At 66.3% G+C, this 17,297-nt stretch carries 16 protein-coding genes; 7 read left to right on the top strand and 9 right to left on the bottom strand.

Annotated features, from left to right (window positions below):
• Positions 1 to 6: 6 nt before the first annotated feature.
• Positions 7 to 495, bottom strand: coding sequence for a hypothetical protein (locus tag ABZ942_RS37155; protein WP_357390575.1), 489 nt, complete (start codon positions 493 to 495; stop codon positions 7 to 9).
• Positions 496 to 604: 109 nt separating this feature from the next.
• Here ABZ942_RS37155 and ABZ942_RS37150 point away from each other — a divergent pair, with 109 nt between their 5' ends.
• From ABZ942_RS37150 to glgB, 3 genes are all read left to right on the top strand, one after another.
• Entirely contained in the window at positions 605 to 1,246 is a 642-nt protein-coding gene (locus tag ABZ942_RS37150) for a LysE family translocator (protein WP_357390573.1), read from the top strand.
• 65 nt (positions 1,247 to 1,311) lie between these two features.
• A complete protein-coding gene (locus ABZ942_RS37145) occupies positions 1,312 to 3,312 on the top strand; it encodes an alpha-1,4-glucan--maltose-1-phosphate maltosyltransferase (protein ID WP_357390571.1) in 2,001 nt (666 codons plus the stop codon).
• Between the two features lie 14 nt (positions 3,313 to 3,326).
• A complete protein-coding gene (gene glgB / locus ABZ942_RS37140; protein WP_357391164.1) occupies positions 3,327 to 5,462 on the top strand; it encodes a 1,4-alpha-glucan branching protein GlgB in 2,136 nt (711 codons plus the stop codon).
• 6 nt (positions 5,463 to 5,468) lie between these two features.
• On the opposite strand, the gene ABZ942_RS37135 is transcribed toward glgB, so the two are convergent.
• The 3 genes from ABZ942_RS37135 to ABZ942_RS37125 form a co-directional block, all read right to left on the bottom strand.
• The gene (locus ABZ942_RS37135) at positions 5,469 to 6,320 is read right to left on the bottom strand and encodes a tetratricopeptide repeat protein (protein WP_357391162.1); all 852 of its coding nucleotides are present in this window, start codon (positions 6,318 to 6,320) and stop codon (positions 5,469 to 5,471) included.
• 61 nt (positions 6,321 to 6,381) lie between these two features.
• Positions 6,382 to 6,759, bottom strand: a complete 378-nt coding sequence (locus tag ABZ942_RS37130) for a DUF3817 domain-containing protein (protein WP_357390569.1) — start codon at positions 6,757 to 6,759, stop codon at positions 6,382 to 6,384.
• A gap of 162 nt (positions 6,760 to 6,921) precedes the next feature.
• Positions 6,922 to 8,100 carry an acetyl-CoA C-acetyltransferase gene (locus ABZ942_RS37125; RefSeq protein ID WP_357390567.1) on the bottom strand — a complete coding sequence of 393 codons (1,179 nt, stop codon included), beginning with the start codon at positions 8,098 to 8,100 and terminating at the stop codon, positions 6,922 to 6,924.
• Between the two features lie 107 nt (positions 8,101 to 8,207).
• Here ABZ942_RS37125 and mce point away from each other — a divergent pair, with 107 nt between their 5' ends.
• Together mce and ABZ942_RS37115 are read left to right on the top strand one after the other, a co-directional pair.
• Positions 8,208 to 8,669 carry a methylmalonyl-CoA epimerase gene (mce, locus tag ABZ942_RS37120; RefSeq protein WP_357391160.1) on the top strand — a complete coding sequence of 154 codons (462 nt, stop codon included), beginning with the start codon at positions 8,208 to 8,210 and terminating at the stop codon, positions 8,667 to 8,669.
• An 86-nt stretch (positions 8,670 to 8,755) separates the two neighbouring features.
• On the top strand, positions 8,756 to 9,754 hold the full coding sequence (locus ABZ942_RS37115) for a hypothetical protein (RefSeq protein WP_357390565.1): 999 nt from the start codon (positions 8,756 to 8,758) through the stop codon (positions 9,752 to 9,754).
• A 312-nt stretch (positions 9,755 to 10,066) separates the two neighbouring features.
• Here ABZ942_RS37115 and ABZ942_RS37110 read toward each other — a convergent pair whose 3' ends face one another.
• Positions 10,067 to 10,375 carry an ATP/GTP-binding protein gene (locus tag ABZ942_RS37110; RefSeq protein WP_357390563.1) on the bottom strand — a complete coding sequence of 103 codons (309 nt, stop codon included), beginning with the start codon at positions 10,373 to 10,375 and terminating at the stop codon, positions 10,067 to 10,069.
• Between the two features lie 247 nt (positions 10,376 to 10,622).
• On the opposite strand from ABZ942_RS37110, the gene ABZ942_RS37105 reads away from it, so the two are divergent.
• A complete protein-coding gene (locus tag ABZ942_RS37105) occupies positions 10,623 to 11,339 on the top strand; it encodes a rhomboid-like protein (protein WP_357390561.1) in 717 nt (238 codons plus the stop codon).
• A 37-nt stretch (positions 11,340 to 11,376) separates the two neighbouring features.
• A complete protein-coding gene (gene nucS, locus ABZ942_RS37100) occupies positions 11,377 to 12,063 on the top strand; it encodes an endonuclease NucS (protein ID WP_357390560.1) in 687 nt (228 codons plus the stop codon).
• A gap of 53 nt (positions 12,064 to 12,116) precedes the next feature.
• Here the strand turns inward: nucS and ABZ942_RS37095 are convergent, their stop codons facing one another.
• The 4 genes from ABZ942_RS37095 to ABZ942_RS37080 form a co-directional block, all read right to left on the bottom strand.
• Positions 12,117 to 13,046 carry a hypothetical protein gene (locus ABZ942_RS37095; RefSeq protein ID WP_357390558.1) on the bottom strand — a complete coding sequence of 310 codons (930 nt, stop codon included), beginning with the start codon at positions 13,044 to 13,046 and terminating at the stop codon, positions 12,117 to 12,119.
• A 3-nt stretch (positions 13,047 to 13,049) separates the two neighbouring features.
• Positions 13,050 to 14,099, bottom strand: a complete 1,050-nt coding sequence (locus ABZ942_RS37090; RefSeq protein ID WP_357390556.1) for a 3-oxoacyl-[acyl-carrier-protein] synthase III C-terminal domain-containing protein — start codon at positions 14,097 to 14,099, stop codon at positions 13,050 to 13,052.
• 40 nt (positions 14,100 to 14,139) lie between these two features.
• Complete coding sequence (locus ABZ942_RS37085) at positions 14,140 to 16,386, bottom strand: MMPL family transporter (protein ID WP_357390554.1); 2,247 nt, start codon at positions 16,384 to 16,386, stop codon at positions 14,140 to 14,142.
• Between the two features lie 84 nt (positions 16,387 to 16,470).
• On the bottom strand, positions 16,471 to 17,055 hold the full coding sequence (locus ABZ942_RS37080; RefSeq protein WP_357390552.1) for a hypothetical protein: 585 nt from the start codon (positions 17,053 to 17,055) through the stop codon (positions 16,471 to 16,473).
• Positions 17,056 to 17,297 lie beyond the last annotated feature (242 nt).

The raw sequence follows: 17,297 nt of genomic DNA, 5'->3' as shown, positions 1-17,297 counted from the left end.
CGACGCTCAGCTGAGCGTGAACGCCGCGTCCCCCGCCAGGTACTCCATCTCTCGATGGTCCTCGAACGTGGTGATGATCCGAGCCTCTACCCGCCCGACCCCCGGCGCAGTGCCGAAACCGGTGATCACGTTGTCCGGTGCGTCGATGACGCCGTTTCCGTCGACGCGGTGCGACTGTCCGTCGCTGTAACCGGAATCCAGGTTCTTGAAACGCACCACGACGCGGTAGGCGCCGCAGCGCTGGCCGGTCTGGGTGATCTTCACGCGGACGCCGAACGTGCCGGCCTGGGGCTGGGGGACGGTTTCGGCGTTGATGATCGCGGCGCAGTCGCCACCACCGGGGATCCGGGTGAGGGTGGGGGAGAAATGCACGACCGGATCGGTCGGTGAGGCGACGGCCGGTCCGGTGAACCCGACCAAAGCGGCGCCGGCCACTGCGGCGACGACAACGGAGCTGACCGAGAACCGTTGAACCTGTTTGCTTTTCAGTCTCATGTCCAGTTTTTCGGGCCGCGACAAAGATCCGTTATCCGGGTCGGTGCCCCCAAAGACGTTGGCACAAATACGGTGGCATGATCGGTGATCCGCGTGCCAGCATCGACGGATGCCGCACTGGGTCGCCGTTCTCCCCCAATTCCTGCTGGCCGCACTGATCCTGGCCGCGCTCCCCGGACCTGCGACCGCCCTGTCCCTGCAGCGTTCCGTCCGCGACGGGCGCAGTGCGGGGCTGGCAGCGGTCGCCGGCGGCGAGATCGGCATGCTCGCATGGAATATCGCCGGTGGCGCGGGACTGTCCGTCCTCCTCGCTGCCAACCATGTTTTGAATGTCACGATGCATGTTGTCGGCGCGCTGGTGCTGATCTGGCTCGGCGTGCAGGCGTGGCGCGGCGCGCGCAATGACGACGAGTTCGGCAGCACCATGACGAAGATGCTGCCGTCGGGCCGCACGCCCGCGGCGGCGTTCCGGGCGTCGCTGGTGTCGATCGCCGCGAATCCGAAGGCGGCGGTGTTCGGATTGACGATCCTGCCGCAGTTCCTGCCGTCCAGCGGCCCGGTGCTGCCGACCGTGGTCGCGCTCGTGTTGATCCAGTTGGTGGTGGACACCGCGTGGTGTGTGGGCGTTGTGCTCGCCGCCGACCGGGCAGGCAGCTGGCTGCGGCGAACCGGCGTCCGCCAGCGGATCGAACGCGCGCTCGGCGCGATCCTCGTCGCGCTCGGGCTGGGTCTCGCGGCCGACGCCCGCTGACGCACTCCCCCGACGGTTCCCGCGCTGATCCCGTGCATCCCCGGCGCTGACGGTAGGTTGAATCCGTGACCGGCCGTATCGCAATCGATGACACTGCCCCGTCCATCGCAGGCGGTCGGCCTGCCAAGGCCGTCGTCGGGGAGGTCTTCCCGGTGCGCACCGTGGTGTGGCGGGAGGGGCACGACGCCGTCGCGGCGACGCTGACCGTGCGCGGCCCCAACTCCGCGCGCCCGATCCGGATCCGGATGACCCCCGATCTCGAGCCGGACGTCTTCAACGCCACCTTCACCCCGAATCTGCCCGGCGCCTGGACCTACCGCATCGAGGGCTGGAGCGATCCGATCGCGACCTGGCGCTCGGCGGTGGAGGCGAAACTCGCCGTCGGGCAGAACGCCGCGGACCTGGACAACGACCTCGAGATCGGGGCCAGGCTGTTCGACCGGGCCGCGCAGGCGGTGCCGAAGAAACAGTTCGAGCGGTTGCGCGCCGCGGCCGCCGCATTGCGCAGCGCCGAGCAGTTGCCCGCCCGGGTGGCACCGGCGTTCGCCGAGGAGATCACCGAGATCCTGCGCGCGACACCGTTGCGCGACATGGTGACTCGCGGCCCGCAGCACACCGTGCTGGTGGAACGGCAGCGCGCGCTGTACGGCTCGTGGTACGAATTCTTCCCCCGCTCCACCGGCGGCCGGGACAAGGCGGGCAAACCGATCCACGGCACCTTCGCCACCGCGGCAAAGGAATTGCCGCGCATCGCCGCGATGGGTTTCGACGTGGTCTACCTGCCGCCGATCCATCCGGTCGGCGCGGTGAATCGCAAGGGCCGCAACAACACCCTCGTCGCCGAGCCCGGCGATGTCGGGTCGCCGTGGGCGATCGGCTCGAAGGACGGCGGGCACGACGCCGTGCACCCGCAGCTCGGCACGGCCGAGGACTTCGCCGAATTCGTCGACACCGCAGCACAACTCGGTCTCGAGGTGGCCCTCGATCTGGCGCTGCAATGCGCGCCCGACCATCCGTGGGTGGCCACCCATCCGGAGTGGTTCACCACCCTGCCCGACGGCACCATCGCCTTCGCCGAGAACCCGCCGAAGAAGTACCAGGACATCTACCCGGTCAACTTCGACAACGATCCGGACGGCCTGTACGCCGAGGTGCTGCGCGTGGTCCGGCATTGGATCGCGTTGGGCGTCAAGATCTTCCGGGTCGACAACCCGCACACCAAGCCCGCCGACTTCTGGGAGTGGCTGATCGCCACGGTGCGCCGCACCGACCCGGACGTGCTGTTCCTCTCCGAGGCGTTCACCCGCCCGGCCCGGCTGTACGGCCTCGCGCGCCGCGGCTTCAGCCAGTCCTACACGTATTTCACCTGGCGGGTGGCGAAGTGGGAGCTCACCCAGTTCGGCGAGGAACTCGCGGCCAAGGCGGACGAGGCCAGACCCAACCTGTTCGTCAACACCCCCGACATCCTGCACGAGAGCCTGCAGCACGGCGGTCCCGGCATGTTCGCCATCCGCGCGGTGCTCGCCGCGACCCTCGGACCCAGCTGGGGCGTGTACTCCGGCTTCGAGCTGTTCGAGCATCAGGCGGTGCGGCCGGGCAGCGAGGAATACCTGGATTCGGAGAAGTACGAGCTGCGCCCGCGCCCGTTCGCCGAGGCGCTGGCGCGCGGGGAATCGTTGGAGCCGTGGATCACTCGGCTCAACGAGATCCGCCGCGCGCATCCAGCGCTGCAACAGTTGCGCTGCATCCACTTTCACCACGTCGACAACGACTCGCTGATCGCCTACTCGAAGGTCGATCCGAGCAGCGGCGACGCGGTGCTCGTGGTGGTGAACCTGAACCCGTTCGCCGCCGAGTGGGGCATGGTCTCGCTCGACCTGCCCGCCATCGGCCGCGAATGGCACGACCACCCGGTGGTGCTCGACGAGGTGAGCGGCGAAGAATACCACTGGGCCCAAACGAATTACGTGCGGCTCGACCCGTCGACGTCGGTCGCGCACATTCTCACACTGCCACCGGTCGCGCAGCAGGCGCGCACCGAACTCGCCTATCGGAGCACACTGTGAGACGCCGGGATCTGATGCTGTTGGCCGCGGGCACCCACGGTGACCCGCACACCGTGCTCGGCGCACACCCACATCCGGACGGCACCGAGATCAGTGTGCTTCGCCCGCAAGCGGACTCGGTCAGCGCCCGCGTCGGCAACACCGACCATCCACTGAAGTCGTTGGGACACGGCATTTTCGCCGCTGTACTCCCCTACCCCGACCTCATGGACTACCGCATCCTCACCACCTATCCAGGAGGCCAGACCATTCTCTCCGCCGACGGCTACCGATTCCTGCCGACGGTCGGCGAACTGGATCTGCACCTGATCGGCGAGGGCCGCCACGAGCGACTGTGGGACGTGCTCGGCGCGCACCCGCGCCACTACACCACCCTCGACGGCGACGTGGACGGCACCTCGTTCGCGGTGTGGGCGCCAAATGCCCGCGGTGTCACCGTGATCGGCGATTTCGACGGATGGAGCGGGACCACCGCCCCGATGCGCGCGCTGGGCTCGTCCGGCGTGTGGGAGGTGTTCGTGCCCGGTGTCGGGCCGGGCACCAAGTACAAGTTCCGCGTGCACGGCGCCGACGGCCGCACCATCGACCATGCCGACCCGATGGCGTTCGCGACCGAACTACCGCCCGCCACCGCATCGGTGGTCACCGAGAGCCACTACGTCTGGCATGACCAGGCGTGGCTCGATACCCGTGCGAGCACCGACCCCACCCAGGCGCCGATGAGCGTCTACGAGGTCCACCTCGGTTCCTGGCGCCCCGGCCTCGGCTACCGCGAATTGGCCGACCAGCTGGCCGATTACGTGCAGGCCGCCGGATACACTCACATCGAACTGCTGCCCATCGCCGAGCACCCCTTCGGCGGTTCCTGGGGCTATCAGGTCACCTCCTACTACGCGCCCACCGCGCGCTTCGGCTCCCCGGACGACTTCCGCGCCTTCGTCGATCGGCTGCACCAGGCAGGCCTCGGCGTGCTGCTGGACTGGGTGCCGGCGCACTTCCCGCGCGATGAATGGGCACTGGCCCGCTTCGACGGCACCCCGCTCTACGAGCACGCCGACCCGCGCCGCGGCGAGCAACTCGACTGGGGCACCTACGTTTTCGACTTCGGACGGCACGAGGTGCGCAACTTCCTGGTGGCCAACGCGCGCTACTGGATCGAGGAATTCCACATCGACGGCCTGCGCGTCGACGCCGTCGCCTCCATGCTGTACCTGGATTACTCACGCCCCGAAGGGGGTTGGGAGCCCAACGTGCACGGCGGCCGGGAAAACCTGGAGGCCGTCGACTTCTTGCAGGACCTCAACAACACCGTGCACCGCCATCATCCCGGCGTGGTCACCATCGCCGAGGAATCCACCAGCTGGCCCGGCGTCACCCGCGGCACCGATGTCGGCGGCCTGGGTTTCACCATGAAATGGAACATGGGCTGGATGCACGACACCCTCGGCTTTCTGCAGCGCGACCCGATCCACCGCTCCTGGCACCACAACGAGATCACCTTCTCCGCGATGTACGCGTGGAGCGAGAACTTCGTGCTGCCCATCAGTCACGACGAAGTAGTGCACGGCAAGGGCACGCTGTGGACCAGGATGCCCGGCGACGATTTCGCCAAAGCCGGTGGGGTGCGCGCACTTCTGGCCTACATGTGGGGCCACCCCGGCAAGCAGTTGCTGTTCATGGGCCAGGATTTCGGCCAGTTCCGCGAATGGTCACACGACCGGGGCCTGGACTGGCAAGAGCTGGACAACCCACTGCACCAAGGGATTACGACCGCAGTCCGTGACCTCAACGCCGTCTACCGCGCCCACCCCGCACTGTGGAGCCAGGACACCACCCCGGGCGGCTACTCGTGGATCGAGGCGAACGACCAGGCGAACAACGTGCTGGCGTTCCTGCGCTACGGGTCGGACGGGTCCGTGGTGGCGTGCGTCTACAACTTCTCCGGCTCGGTGCACGGCGAGTATCGGGTCGGCCTGCCGTTCGCCGGGCAGTGGACCGAGATCCTGAACACCGACGCCGCCGAATACGGCGGCTCCGGCATCGGAAACCTGGGCGCTGTCAAGGCGACTGACGAAGGCTGGCACGGTCGCCCGGCCTCCGCCACCATCGCGTTGGCTCCCAACAGCGCCGTCTGGCTGGCCCCGAACTGACCTTGCTCAGTACAGCGCGGCGGCGAGCTTGCGCCGCGCGGCGACCACGAACGGCTCGGCCTGATCGAACAATTCGAAGAGTTCGAGCAGCCGGGTGCGCGCCTTGGTGCGCTCGTCGCCCGCCGAGCGCTTGACCACGCCGATGAGCCGATCGAACGCGGCCTCCGGCTGCTGGTTGAGCATCTCCACGTCGGCGGCGTCCAGCGCGGCGTCCACATTGTCGGGATCGGCGTCGGCGGTCGCGATCGCGGACTCCGGCAGCACCTGCGCGCGACCGAGGAACCGCAGCTGACGCAGCGCGCCCTTGGCCTCCTCGTTGCCCGGCTCCGCGGCGATGATCGCCTCGTAGGCGGCCTCGGCCCCGGCGTAGTCGCCCTGCTCCAGCGCCGTCTCCGCGGCGACGAAGCGCGGATCCTCGGGCGCTTCCTCGGGCTCCTCGCCACCGGGCAGCTTGCCTGCCACCGCGTCGATGACCGCGCTCAGCCACTGCCGAACCTGGGCCTCGGGCTGCGCGCCCTGGAAGTCGGCGAGCGGCTGGCCGCCCGCAACCGCGATGACGGTCGGGATGCCCTGCACACCGAACGCCTGCGCGATCCGCATGTTGGTCTCGGCCTCGACGGTGGCCAGGTCCCAGGCGCCGCCGCTCTCGCCGACCAGCCGCTCGAGCGTCTTGACCAGCTCGACGCTGCCCGGGCTGCGCTGCGAGTACAGCGCCACGACCACCGGCACCTGCACCGAGCGGCGTAGCACCTTGGTCTCGAAGTTCGCCTCGTTCACCGCGTAGTCGCCACCGCTCGCCGCACCGGGTGCGCCGGCGGGCGGTTGCTTCAGTCCGGAGAGATCTACTGCCCCGGACATGGCGGCGACAGCGGCTGGCGAAGGGCGGCGTGCGGCAGGTCGAGTCACGGTTTCCAGTTTGTCACGACGTCGCGGCGGCCGGGGCTCCGGAGTCGGCAGAAACCGCGTTGCTCAGCTCGCCGAGCTTGCCCGAACGGACCGCCCAGATCTCGAACACGACCGTGCAGAACGGCGGGATGCTGGACAGCAAGGCGAGCACCGTGGTCTTCGCGTGCCAGCCGAGCTCACGCGCGGCCATGATGGCGGCGATCACGAACAGCACGAAAATGATGCCGTGCGTCATGCCGAACACCTTGACCGGCCACAGCACCGGCTCGGGGAGTCGCTTGAACACCATGCCGACGATCAGGAAAACCCAGGAGATCGCCTCGAGCACCGCGATGAAACGAAAGCGCTTCGCGACAGTACTCAGGTCGAAGACATTGCCCATGCGCACCATTGTGCCGGATGCACTACGACGTGTCGTAGTGGGACGAGTCACATCGAGTCGACACACGCGACGACCCTCCTAGCGAAAGCCGGGACCAGCGAAAGACTTTCGCACCAGAGACACCACAGCCCCCGCGAAAGGTATCCGCAGGGGCTGTGGCAAGAAACTCGGTTACACGCGCACGATCAGCGCATCCCCCTGGCCGCCACCACCACACAGCGCGGCAGCGCCGACGCCACCACCGCGACGCTTCAGCTCGAGCACCAGGTGCAGCAGGATCCGCGCACCGGACATGCCCAGCGGGTGCCCGATAGCGATCGCACCACCGTTGACGTTCACCTTCGCCGGATCGATCCCCAGCTTGCGGGTCGACGCGACACCGACCGCCGCGAACGCCTCGTTGATCTCCACCACGTCCAGGTCGGCAAGCGAAATGCCTTCGCGCGCACAGGCCTTCGCGATGGCGTTGGCCGGCTGGTCCTGCAGCGTCGAGTCCGGGCCGGCGACGACGCCCGCGGCACCGATCTCGGCGAGCCAGCTCAGCCCCAGCTCCTCGGCCTTGGCCTTGCTCATCACCACGACCGCGGCCGCACCGTCGGAGATCTGCGAGGCCGTGCCCGCGGTGATCGTGCCGTCCTTGCGGAACGCGGGACGCAGCTTGGCCAGCGACTCCGCGGTGGTGTCCGCGCGGATGCCCTCGTCGGCGGCGACCACCAGCGGGTCACCCTTGCGCTGCGGCACCGAGACCGGGACCACCTCGTCGTCGAAGACACCGTTCTTCCACGCCGCCGCCGCGCGCTGGTGCGAGGCCGCCGCGAACGCGTCCTGCTCCTCCCGGCTCACCGGCTCGGTGTCGTTGCGCTGTTCGGTCAGCGCGCCCATCGGCTGATCGGTGAAGATGTCGTGCAGGCCGTCGTAGGCCATGTGGTCGCGCAGCGTCACGTCGCCGTACTTGAAACCCTCGCGGCTCTTCTCCAGCAGATGCGGGGCCTGGCTCATCGACTCCTGGCCGCCCGCGACGACGATCTCGTACTCGCCCGCGCGAATCAGCTGGTCCGCCAACGCGATCGCGTTGATTCCGGACAAACAGACCTTATTGACCGTCAGCGCGGGCACATCCATCGGAATGCCCGCGGCCGCCGCAGCCTGCCTGGCCGGGATCTGCCCCGCGCCCGCGGTGAGCACCTGGCCCATGATCACGTAGTCGACCTGCTCCGGCGCGACGCCGCCCTTTTCCAGCGCGGCCTTGATGGCGAAGCCGCCGAGATCGGAACCGCTGAAGTCCTTGAGGCCGCCGAGCAGCCGACCGACCGGGGTACGGGCACCGGAGACGATCACGGTTGTGGTCACGACAAGCCTCGCAATCTTGTTTCGCAGGATTCTGTACTCCACGGTAACCGCAACGCCCAAGTTGCCGGTACGCAGGTAGCGGCTACCTTCGAGTAGTGAGCAACGTTATGGATTCGTCCGATTTCATCCCCGCGGACTACGTCGTCGCCGTCGACCACGTCGGCGTCGCCGTACCCGACCTGGATGTCGCGGTTGCCTGGTACGCCGAGAATCTCGGCATGATCGAGACCCATCGCGAGGTCAACGATGCCCAGGGCGTGCACGAGGCGATGCTGTCGCTGCCCGGCGCACCGGATCGCGGGACTGCCCTGCAGTTGCTGGCCCCGCTCAACGCGGAGTCGACCATCGCCAAGTTCATCGACCGTAACGGAGCGGGCCTGCAACAACTGGCGTACCGCGTCACCGACATCGATGCGGTCTCCGCGCACCTGCGCGCGCGGGGCTTGCGTTTGCTGTACGAGGTGCCAAGGCCTGGAACAGCGGATTCCCGCATCAATTTCATCCATCCGAAGGATGCTGGCGGTGTGCTGATCGAGTTGGTCGAGCCGAACCCGAATGTTACGCACTAGTATCAAGATCGGGCCGGAAAAACTCTTCGGAATCACATTCGCGGTCGAGTCACCATCAGGTCTCTGTAGGCTGTAGTTTGTGTGCCATGTCGTCACCTGAGTCCGATCGCAATCGCTTCGTTGCACTGCCCTTCACCGTTGTGCGCAAGGGTTATGCGCAAGACGAGGTACGCAACTACTTCGACCGCTTCGACGCCGAACTAAGGGTCACCGCTACCGACCGGGATGCTGCTGCGGCACAAGCCCGTAACCTCGCGAGCCAGCTCGAGGATGCGCGTGACGAGATCGACGAGCTCCGCAAGGAGGTCGACCGACTCTCGGTGCCGCCCACCACCGCGGAAGGCATGTCCGACCGCATCTCCCGCATGCTGCGGCTGGCCTCCGACGAGGCCTCCGAGGTCCGTGCCCTGGCACAGGCCGAGGCCGCGGAGATGGTGTCGATCGCGGAGCAGCAGGCCACCGAGATGCGTGGCAAGTACGAGTCGTTGCTGGCCGAAACCAAGGAAAAGCGCGAGGCGCTCGAGATCGAGTTCGAGCAGACCCTGGCCAACGCGCGCACCGAGTCCGCCAAGATCATCGAAGCCGCGCAGGCCGAGGCCGACCGCCTTGGCAAGGAAGCCGATGCCAAGCGCAAGGCGACCCAGCAGGACTTCGAGGTCACCATGGCGGAGCGGCGCACCAAGCTCACCCGCGCCATGGAGGAGCTGGAGGCCACCAGCCGCGCCGAGGCCGCACAGCGGATCAAGGACGCGACCGACGAGGCCAACCGCCTCATCACCTCCGCGACCCAGACCTCCGAGCGCAAGATCGCGCACGCGAAGGAACTGGCCGAGGAAATGCGCGTGCTGCGTGGACGCGTGCTCGCCCAGCTGCTCGGCATCCGCGGCCAGCTCGACTCGGTGCCCGCGATGCTCGCCGCGGTCAACCGGGAAAGCGAACTGCTGGACGGTGTCCCGGATCAGCGCAAGATCGGCAACAACACCAAGCAGGTCGCCGGCTCCAGCCGCAAGGCCATCTCCGAGGTTGCCGCCGAGGAAGACGACATCGTCGACGAGGAGCGCGAAAACGCCGACATCAGCAACTGACTGACTGACGGCGGGCTAGCCCGCCTCTCCGCGAATTCAGGCCAGACCAAGGTGCGACGACAGTACGTTGGCGGCCGGCGGTGATGGGACAGGCTGGGTCAGCCGGTCCCCGGCGAGTTACCCATGTACTCGCCAAATCAGTTGCTGCGTCACCGAATTCAACCTAAGGCCGCCCCTTCGGGGGCGGCCTTCCTAATTCCCGGCGAGCGATGCTTACCCGGAATCGACTGCGCCAACCGGACATTGGCCATGAATGTCACCTATCGGAGGAAACACCCTCGCCGACAAGGACATTCGGGACCAATCGGGCGATCAAGACCAGCGGCGAGTGATCCCTCGTGTCTGGCGCCCATTCCAGCAACCGCGGTGCCAGTGCCTACGATCATCCTCACCACCGTCTGCGGCCCAGGCGACGATGTGCGCGACGCCGAGGGCGATTTCGTGGTCACACCCCGGGCAGCGGTAGGTCTTCACCGCACGGGCCCCTGGGATGGTGCGAACGACATACGTCTCGTCACCGTCGGGGCCCGCCTCGGTCCGGCCGAAGACATCACCGAGCGGTGTGCCGCCCGTCCGCGAGCGGCCCGTGTGACCGTCTGCGCGCGGTTTCCGACGAGGCATGCTCCCAGACTATTACCCGGCCGAAGACGACACTGAACGGCCGGTGCGTCGACCGTGCGGGAGACTGCCTGGTCAGCTCGTTCCCCCTGCCGGGATCGGCCCGATGTGGCACAGTAGGGCACCGCCGGAATGCCGTCCTCGATGAGCACCGGCGATCAGTTTCGCAGCAATTTCACAGGGAATACCCTGATCGAGCGCAGCGGAGAACTCGATCATGGAGAGACGCCGCACAGACACGGAGGTACGCATGGCCGTCGCCACGATCACGGACGACCCGACAACGGTCGTCGGTCCTCGCTGGTGGCGACCGAGGGTGCCCGCGACCGTAGGCTATCTGGCCGCGCTGGTGATCGTCACGTCAATTTTCTCGGCGCTGAGCGACTCGGCCCAGTCGAAGGTGGTGCTGCACGCCAGCACCAATCTGCACAACCTCCTCCAAGGACGCGTCGTCACCCTGCTGTCCAGCGCGCTGGTCATCGGTGACGTCGGCACCGCGTGGCTGATCATGCCGTTACTGGCCTGCCTGCTCGGCCTGGCCGAGCTGCGCTTCGGCGCGCTGCACATGGTGCGCGTCTTCCTGGCCGGGCACATCGGCGCCACGCTGCTCGTCGCGGGCGGGCTCTGGGTGGCCGTCGAATTCGACTGGCTGCCCGCGAGCGTGCGCTGGAGCGAGGACGTCGGCATCAGCTACGGCTCGATGGCGTTGATCGGCGCCCTCGTCTTCGTGGTACCGAACCGGTTCCGGATCGTCTGGGCCGCAGTGTGGTTCGTCGCCGCCATCGGCGGCGTACTGCTCGGGCAGAACTTCACCAACGTCGGACACCTGCTGGCCTTCTGCATCGGCTCGGCCGTCGGCTACGGCATGATCCGGACCAAGACGCCGGTCACCCGCCGATTCACCAAGGTGGAACAGGCCCTGCTCACCACCAGCGCGATCCTGGCCGCCGCGATCCTGTTGGGCTGACGACAAGCTCGCACACCCGGTCACCTACAGTGCTTGGGTGCGCCTAGTGATTGCTCGCTGTCAGGTCGACTACGTGGGGCGACTCACCGCCCATCTCGCGATGGCCCGCCGCTTGCTCTTGGTGAAAGCGGACGGCTCCGTCCTCGTGCACTCCGACGGTGGCTCGTACAAGCCGCTGAACTGGATGAGCCCGCCGTGCTGGCTGGAAGAGCGCGGCGCCGCCGACATTCCCGAGGGCGCGAAGGCGCTCTGGGTCGTCACCAACAAGGCGGGCGAGGAACTCCGCATCACCATCGAGGACATCGAGCACGACTCCTCGCACGAGCTCGGGGTGGACCCCGGCCTGGTGAAAGACGGTGTGGAGGCGCACCTTCAGGTGCTGCTCGCCGAACACGTCACCACCCTCGGCCCCGGCTTCTCCCTCATCCGCCGCGAGTACATGACCGCCATCGGACCGGTGGACCTGCTGTGCCGCGACGCCGACGGCGCCACCGTCGCGGTCGAGATCAAACGCCGCGGCGAGATCGACGGCGTCGAACAGCTCACCCGCTACCTCGAACTGCTGAACCGCGACCCGCTGCTCGCCCCCGTGGCCGGCGTCTTCGCCGCGCAGCAGATCAAGCCGCAGGCCCGCACCCTCGCCGAGGACCGCGGAATCCGTTGCCACGTCCTCGATTACGACGCGCTGCGCGGCACGGAGAGCACCGAGTTCCGGTTGTTCTGAACGAGATCGTTGTGGCCCATGACATCCGATACCTGCGGCCACAACGACGAATCTCAGTACCTCGCAACGTTTGCGGAACTCATCGCGACACCTGCGGGCAACCGTGGACGGTAGGGCAGGCAGACGGCCGAGGCATCGTATGCGGCCAGGAACAGCACAGTATCGGCGGCGTCGAGCACGCCGGAGTCCTGCGCGTGCAGATATGCGTGGACAGGTGCCGCAGAGTACGGGTCGCCCAACTCGGACGGAACACCGATCACCGACGCCGGGGCGAGCCCGAGCGTATCCGCAAGGCGGGCAGGGAATCCGGGTCCGGGAGCCGGTGCGAGCAGCACTGCGCGTCCAGCCGCGAAATCACTGTCATCGAGCCCTTCCTCGGCAAGGCAAGCGCGTACCGCGGCTGCGGCCAGAGCGAGCGGATCAGCTCCGGGCAGTGTCGTTACTGTCGAGCGGCCGTCCGACCCAGCTTCGCCAACATCCAGCCAGGCGGACGCCTCGACCGGACCCGTGGTGTCGCGGACCTGCAACCGACCGAATCCGCCTGCGGTGGAAGAACTCCCGAGTAGTATTGCGGCCCCGCTTGTGGTGTATGGAAATCCGGCTACGGCGCGCTCGGTCGACGGATGGGCGTCCCCGGCCAGTAGCAGCACGTACTTCACTTCCCCAGTAGCCAAAAAGCATTCGGCGGTAGTGAAGCCGTGCAACAGGCCGTTGGCGCCGTGCAGCAGATCAAAGGAGACGACAGGAATCCGGCCCGGCTCGTATTCGAGCCCGAGCCCGAGCCGCTTCTGAATGAGCGCGGCCACCGCGGGCTCGACGAGGTTGTTGTCCCGAAAGACGCCGGTGTTGATGAGCATTCCGACTTCGTCGATGGTGATGCCCGCACGCTCGACACAGGTGCGCGCGGCGCGCGCGGCCAGGTCGAAATAGCTGCCGGTATCCCGATCGGTGTTCACCGCGGCGCCGAGGATCATGGTTGGCACGGCTCAGGCCTCCAGTCGTGAGATGGTCGCGGCGAGGTGACCGGACACGGTCCCGGACGCCTGCGGTGTCATCAGGATCTTCGATCCTTTGGGGATCTTCTGCTGCGCGAGATGCTCGTGCAGGACCACGAAGTGGGATGTCGATGCGGTATTCCCGTACTCGTGCAGCACATCGAGCGCTTGCGGCATCGGAGTACCGAAATGTTGCTCGGCCAGGTGTGAAATGTACTCGGCGAGCGGACGACTGAACTGGTGCTGAATGATGTAGTCGAACTTCTCGCTCTCCCAGCTACGGCCGGTTTCCTTCAGGAAGGTATCGATGCGCTGTATCGCCTGCAGGTATCTGGCCGGATTCTGCATGGCGCGGTTATCGGTATAGAGCGCAATCCCATTCGAGCTGTCGCTTGGCATGCCGAGGCAATACTCGGCCCCGTCTGCGACTGTCATGAGTTCGACGTAGTGGATTTCGTCGTCGTCGTCGCCGCGCCCGTCGAGCACGACAGCCACCCCCGCATCGCCGACGGTGAGCGCCGCGAACTGCGAATCGTACGACTTGCTGATCTCGCGCACCGCCGTCTCGGCGATCGGCGTGATCTGTTCGCCGCTGACCACCAGCCCATTGCGTACCACCCCCGCCTTGATCATCCGGTCCAGTACAAGGACTCCCGTGATCATCCCGGCACACGCGTTCGAGACGTCGAAATGCCTGGCCCGCGTCGCGCCGATCGCCTGGCCCAGCATCTGCGCGAATGCCGGTGCCCCACAGAAGATTCCTTTGCCGTGAAACCGAGTTATCGACGTCGAGATGACGATGTCGAGATCGGCTGCCGTGTACTCGGAACGCGCTAGGCAATCATTGATGGCGTTGAGCGCCAACTGGAATGAACATTCGTACCGGTCCGGATCCGAGTCGTACACCCTCCGATTCTTGATCCCAGTGATCCGCTCCAGGTCAATTGCCCGCCGCACAGCGAGTTTGGCGATCAGCTCATCGGTGGAACAAACGGTTTCCGGCGTGTACCGGCCGAGCGACTCGAAACGCGTACGCTGCATAGCTCCTGCTTTCTACAGACCAGTCATGCACAAACGTCAGTCATTGCCGAACCATCTGCTTCGGAAGCGAAACATCAGGCATCACAGCACTTTTCGGTCGAATCGAGGGAAACCACCAGTTCCAGCGACCCATGATCTGCATCAGGGCGGGCACCAGGATGAGCCGGATCAGGGTGGCGTCGATGATCAAGGCCGCCGCGATAGCGAATCCCATCACTCGCAAGCCGCTGATCTGGGACACCAGCAGGCTGCCGAAGGCGACGGCCAGAATCGCCGCGGCCAGCGAGATCGGTTGGGCGGTGCGCCGCAGACCTACGACAACCGAGCGCCGGTTGTCGCCGGTGGCCAGATACTCCTCCTGGATCCGGCGAACAAGGAACAGTTCATAGTCCGTGGACAGCGCGAACAGCAGCACGAACACGATGAACGGCACCTGCGGCCAGATCAATCCCGGCCCGGACAGCCCGGAGACCTCGTCACCCGTGTCGCCCTGAAAGAGCAGGACGGTCAGCCCGAAGGCCGCGCCGGTCGCGAGAAGATTCATCGCCAGCGCCTTCAACGGCAGCAGCAAGCTTCGGAGCACCACGACCAGCACGGCAAACATCAGGATCAGGACAAAGCCGATCACCCACCACATCTTCGCCACGGTCTCCTGAAGAATGTCGGTGATCAGCGCGCTGGAACCGCCTACCAGAACCCGAACGCCGGAAGGCGCGGCCGCAGGCACGATCTCGGTTCGGATCCGCTCGACCAGCCGGACAATCGCCGGTGAGTCGGGCATGTGCTTCGGGACGATCAGCACGGCGGTGACGTCGACGCCATCGTCGATCGAACTGGCCGCTGCCACTTCCGGATCCGCACTCAGGGCAGCGATCAACGGTCCGACGTCCGGCGGGCCGGAATCGGCAGGCCGCTGCAGCACGATGAAGAACGTGCTGGTCAAACCGGGCGCATCCGGATCAACGATGGCGTGACCAGCGAGGCTCGGGGTGTCTGCCAATGCGCGGCGTTCGAGGTTGATACCCAGCGTCAGGCCGGGCACCGGAATCGCCGCAGCCAGCAATCCCGCGGTGACGGCGACGACGTATGGCCAGGGGTGCCGCATCAAATGCTCAGCCCATCGAGTCAACCGTCCTCGACCACCAGCTCCCGGAGATCGCCTCGACATCCATCGAGGGCGCCATTCCAGCCACTTGGTCAGCGACACCAGCACGGCTGGTAACAGCGTCACCGAGGCCACCAACGCGACCGTGGTCACGACCATGGCACCGACCGCGGCTTGCGCGAACACATGCCACCGCACCAAGAACAGGCTCAGCACTGCCAGCAACAAGATCAGGCCCGAGTAGACGACCGTCCGCCCCGTGGTGGCCGCCGCCGTCGCGATGGCCCGCAGCTGGTCGGCGCCGGCCGCCAGCTCTTCCCGGTAGCGATTCGTCACGAACAACGCGTAGTCGATGCCGATGCCGAGCCCGATCGCATTCACCCCGACCAGCAGCATGCCGTCGACCGGGAAGGCCCCGTTCAACAGTGTGAACAGACCCGAGGTAGTCAGCACCGCAGCGCAAGCCGCGAGCGCGGGCACAAATGCGGCCACCGGTGCCCGTAATCCCAACAGCAACACCACGATCGCGGCGGGCACCGCGACCAACTCGATGCGCATCAGGTCGGCGATCTCGGCTTCCTGCATCGCCTGTCCGAAGGCGGAAACTCCGATCAAGTACGTCCGCACCGCGCCGGTCGAGGCAGCTCGGGTCGCCTCGTCGACTGCTGACTGCTGCGCAGGTATCCGATCCTGACGTTGCCGGTCTTCCCCAGATGTTCCCACCAGCAGGTATGCGGTGTGCTCGTCGTGAAACAGTGGCCGCAGCGGTTCGAGTGTCCTTGCCAGCCGGCGAACGGGCGTGGGGTCGCCCGCTATCGGCAACGACACGACTCCCGAGATGCCGTCTTGTTCCCCCAGCGCGGCTTTTCCAGCGTGAATCGCCTCTTGAAACGGCGGATCGGTCGCACGATACGTAGATGAGTGCAACACCGCGATCATCGGGTCGGTCCCCAGGGTCGGTAACGCCGCACCGAGAATCGCACCCGCCTGCTGTGATTCGGAGCCCGTCACCTCGATCGGCGGCGAAACCAACGATCCCAGTAGATGCGGCAATCCGAACAACCCGACAATCGCGGCGAGTAGCCAGCCGGCGAACACCCGACGCCGGTATCGAACCATGGTGACCGCCAGTCGAGCCAAGGCATCCTTGCGTACGTCGAGCACAGTCCACCCCTGTTTCACGTCAGCACATGCTGCGTCCAGCGATTCGAGCGCCCGCGCCACGTCGACCGTTGTCGACGTGGCGCGTTGACAACTCGATCGGACTTACGGCTCGACGACGGTCGCGTCCACATCTGTTGCCGTGATGGTGTCGTCCTCGACCAGCTTGCAGTCCGTCAACTCGATGCCCTTGAGGGTCGCCGTGGCGGTGACCTTCTCACCGGACTTCGTAGTGTCTTTGATCGTCACTTTCCCGGCACCACCGGCTTGCGGAACAACCATCTTGATCATCCCGGACTGGGAGGTCTCGGTGCTGTCCGTGTCCTGGCCGTTGGCGTTGTCGATCTTGGCCTCCAACACACAGGTTTTGTTCGCGTCATCCGCGGTCGACTTGATGAGCCCGGACGTGCCGTTGGCCCCAATGCCTACACAATTGCTCAGCTCGTCGCCGTACTCTATGAAGTCCCCGGTCAGTTCCGCAGTGCCGACGAAGCCGTTGCCCTTCTTCTTGATGACAACTTTCGCCTCGCCACCAGTGCAGTCGAACGAGTCTGCCGAGTCTGCCGCCGTCGAACTGGGCGCTTGGGCGACAACGTGGTAACCGAGGGCGGACACAGCCAATAGTCCGGCGGCCACGAACGCCAACCGTCGTGTCCGTTTCGTGCGCCGCGCTGTTCCTTCGAATGCCATCGCAAACCTTCCCATCAACTGATAGATCACTGGAACAACACCACCCCTGGGTCTATAACCCGGAACAGAGGTCTTCCCATTTGGAATGGTCATCTAGCATTCGTTGCCGTAGCGCGTCTGGATGGCAACAACTGTGTTGGTGCTGGCGCACACCGGGATTGGTTCGGAAACGACGAAAGCCCCCCAGCGTGAGCTGGGGGGCTTTCGTGAATGATGTTCCGGCGGTGTCCTACTCTCCCACA

Origin of the sequence: Nocardia sp. NPDC046473, assembly GCF_040645995.1 — a bacterium.
GTDB lineage: Bacteria > Actinomycetota > Actinomycetes > Mycobacteriales > Mycobacteriaceae > Nocardia.
Note: the sequence above shows the minus strand (reverse complement) of the source record. Positions and strands in the feature narration are given on the sequence as shown.

Bases quoted from the DNA above. Each gene is read 5' to 3' on its own strand.
- ABZ942_RS37090 (WP_357390556.1), bottom strand. From the start codon at position 14,099: ATGCAGCGTACGCGTTTCGAGTCGCTCGGCCGGTACACGCCGGAAACC.
- ABZ942_RS37150 (WP_357390573.1), top strand. From the start codon at position 605: ATGCCGCACTGGGTCGCCGTTCTCCCCCAATTCCTGCTGGCCGCACTG.
- ABZ942_RS37105 (WP_357390561.1), top strand. From the start codon at position 10,623: ATGGCCGTCGCCACGATCACGGACGACCCGACAACGGTCGTCGGTCCT.
- ABZ942_RS37110 (WP_357390563.1), bottom strand. From the start codon at position 10,375: ATGCCTCGTCGGAAACCGCGCGCAGACGGTCACACGGGCCGCTCGCGG.
- mce (WP_357391160.1), top strand. From the start codon at position 8,208: ATGGATTCGTCCGATTTCATCCCCGCGGACTACGTCGTCGCCGTCGAC.
- glgB (WP_357391164.1), top strand. From the start codon at position 3,327: ATGCTGTTGGCCGCGGGCACCCACGGTGACCCGCACACCGTGCTCGGC.
- ABZ942_RS37135 (WP_357391162.1), bottom strand. From the start codon at position 6,320: ATGTCCGGGGCAGTAGATCTCTCCGGACTGAAGCAACCGCCCGCCGGC.
- ABZ942_RS37115 (WP_357390565.1), top strand. From the start codon at position 8,756: ATGTCGTCACCTGAGTCCGATCGCAATCGCTTCGTTGCACTGCCCTTC.
- ABZ942_RS37155 (WP_357390575.1), bottom strand. From the start codon at position 495: ATGAGACTGAAAAGCAAACAGGTTCAACGGTTCTCGGTCAGCTCCGTT.
- ABZ942_RS37080 (WP_357390552.1), bottom strand. From the start codon at position 17,055: ATGGCATTCGAAGGAACAGCGCGGCGCACGAAACGGACACGACGGTTG.
- ABZ942_RS37130 (WP_357390569.1), bottom strand. From the start codon at position 6,759: ATGGTGCGCATGGGCAATGTCTTCGACCTGAGTACTGTCGCGAAGCGC.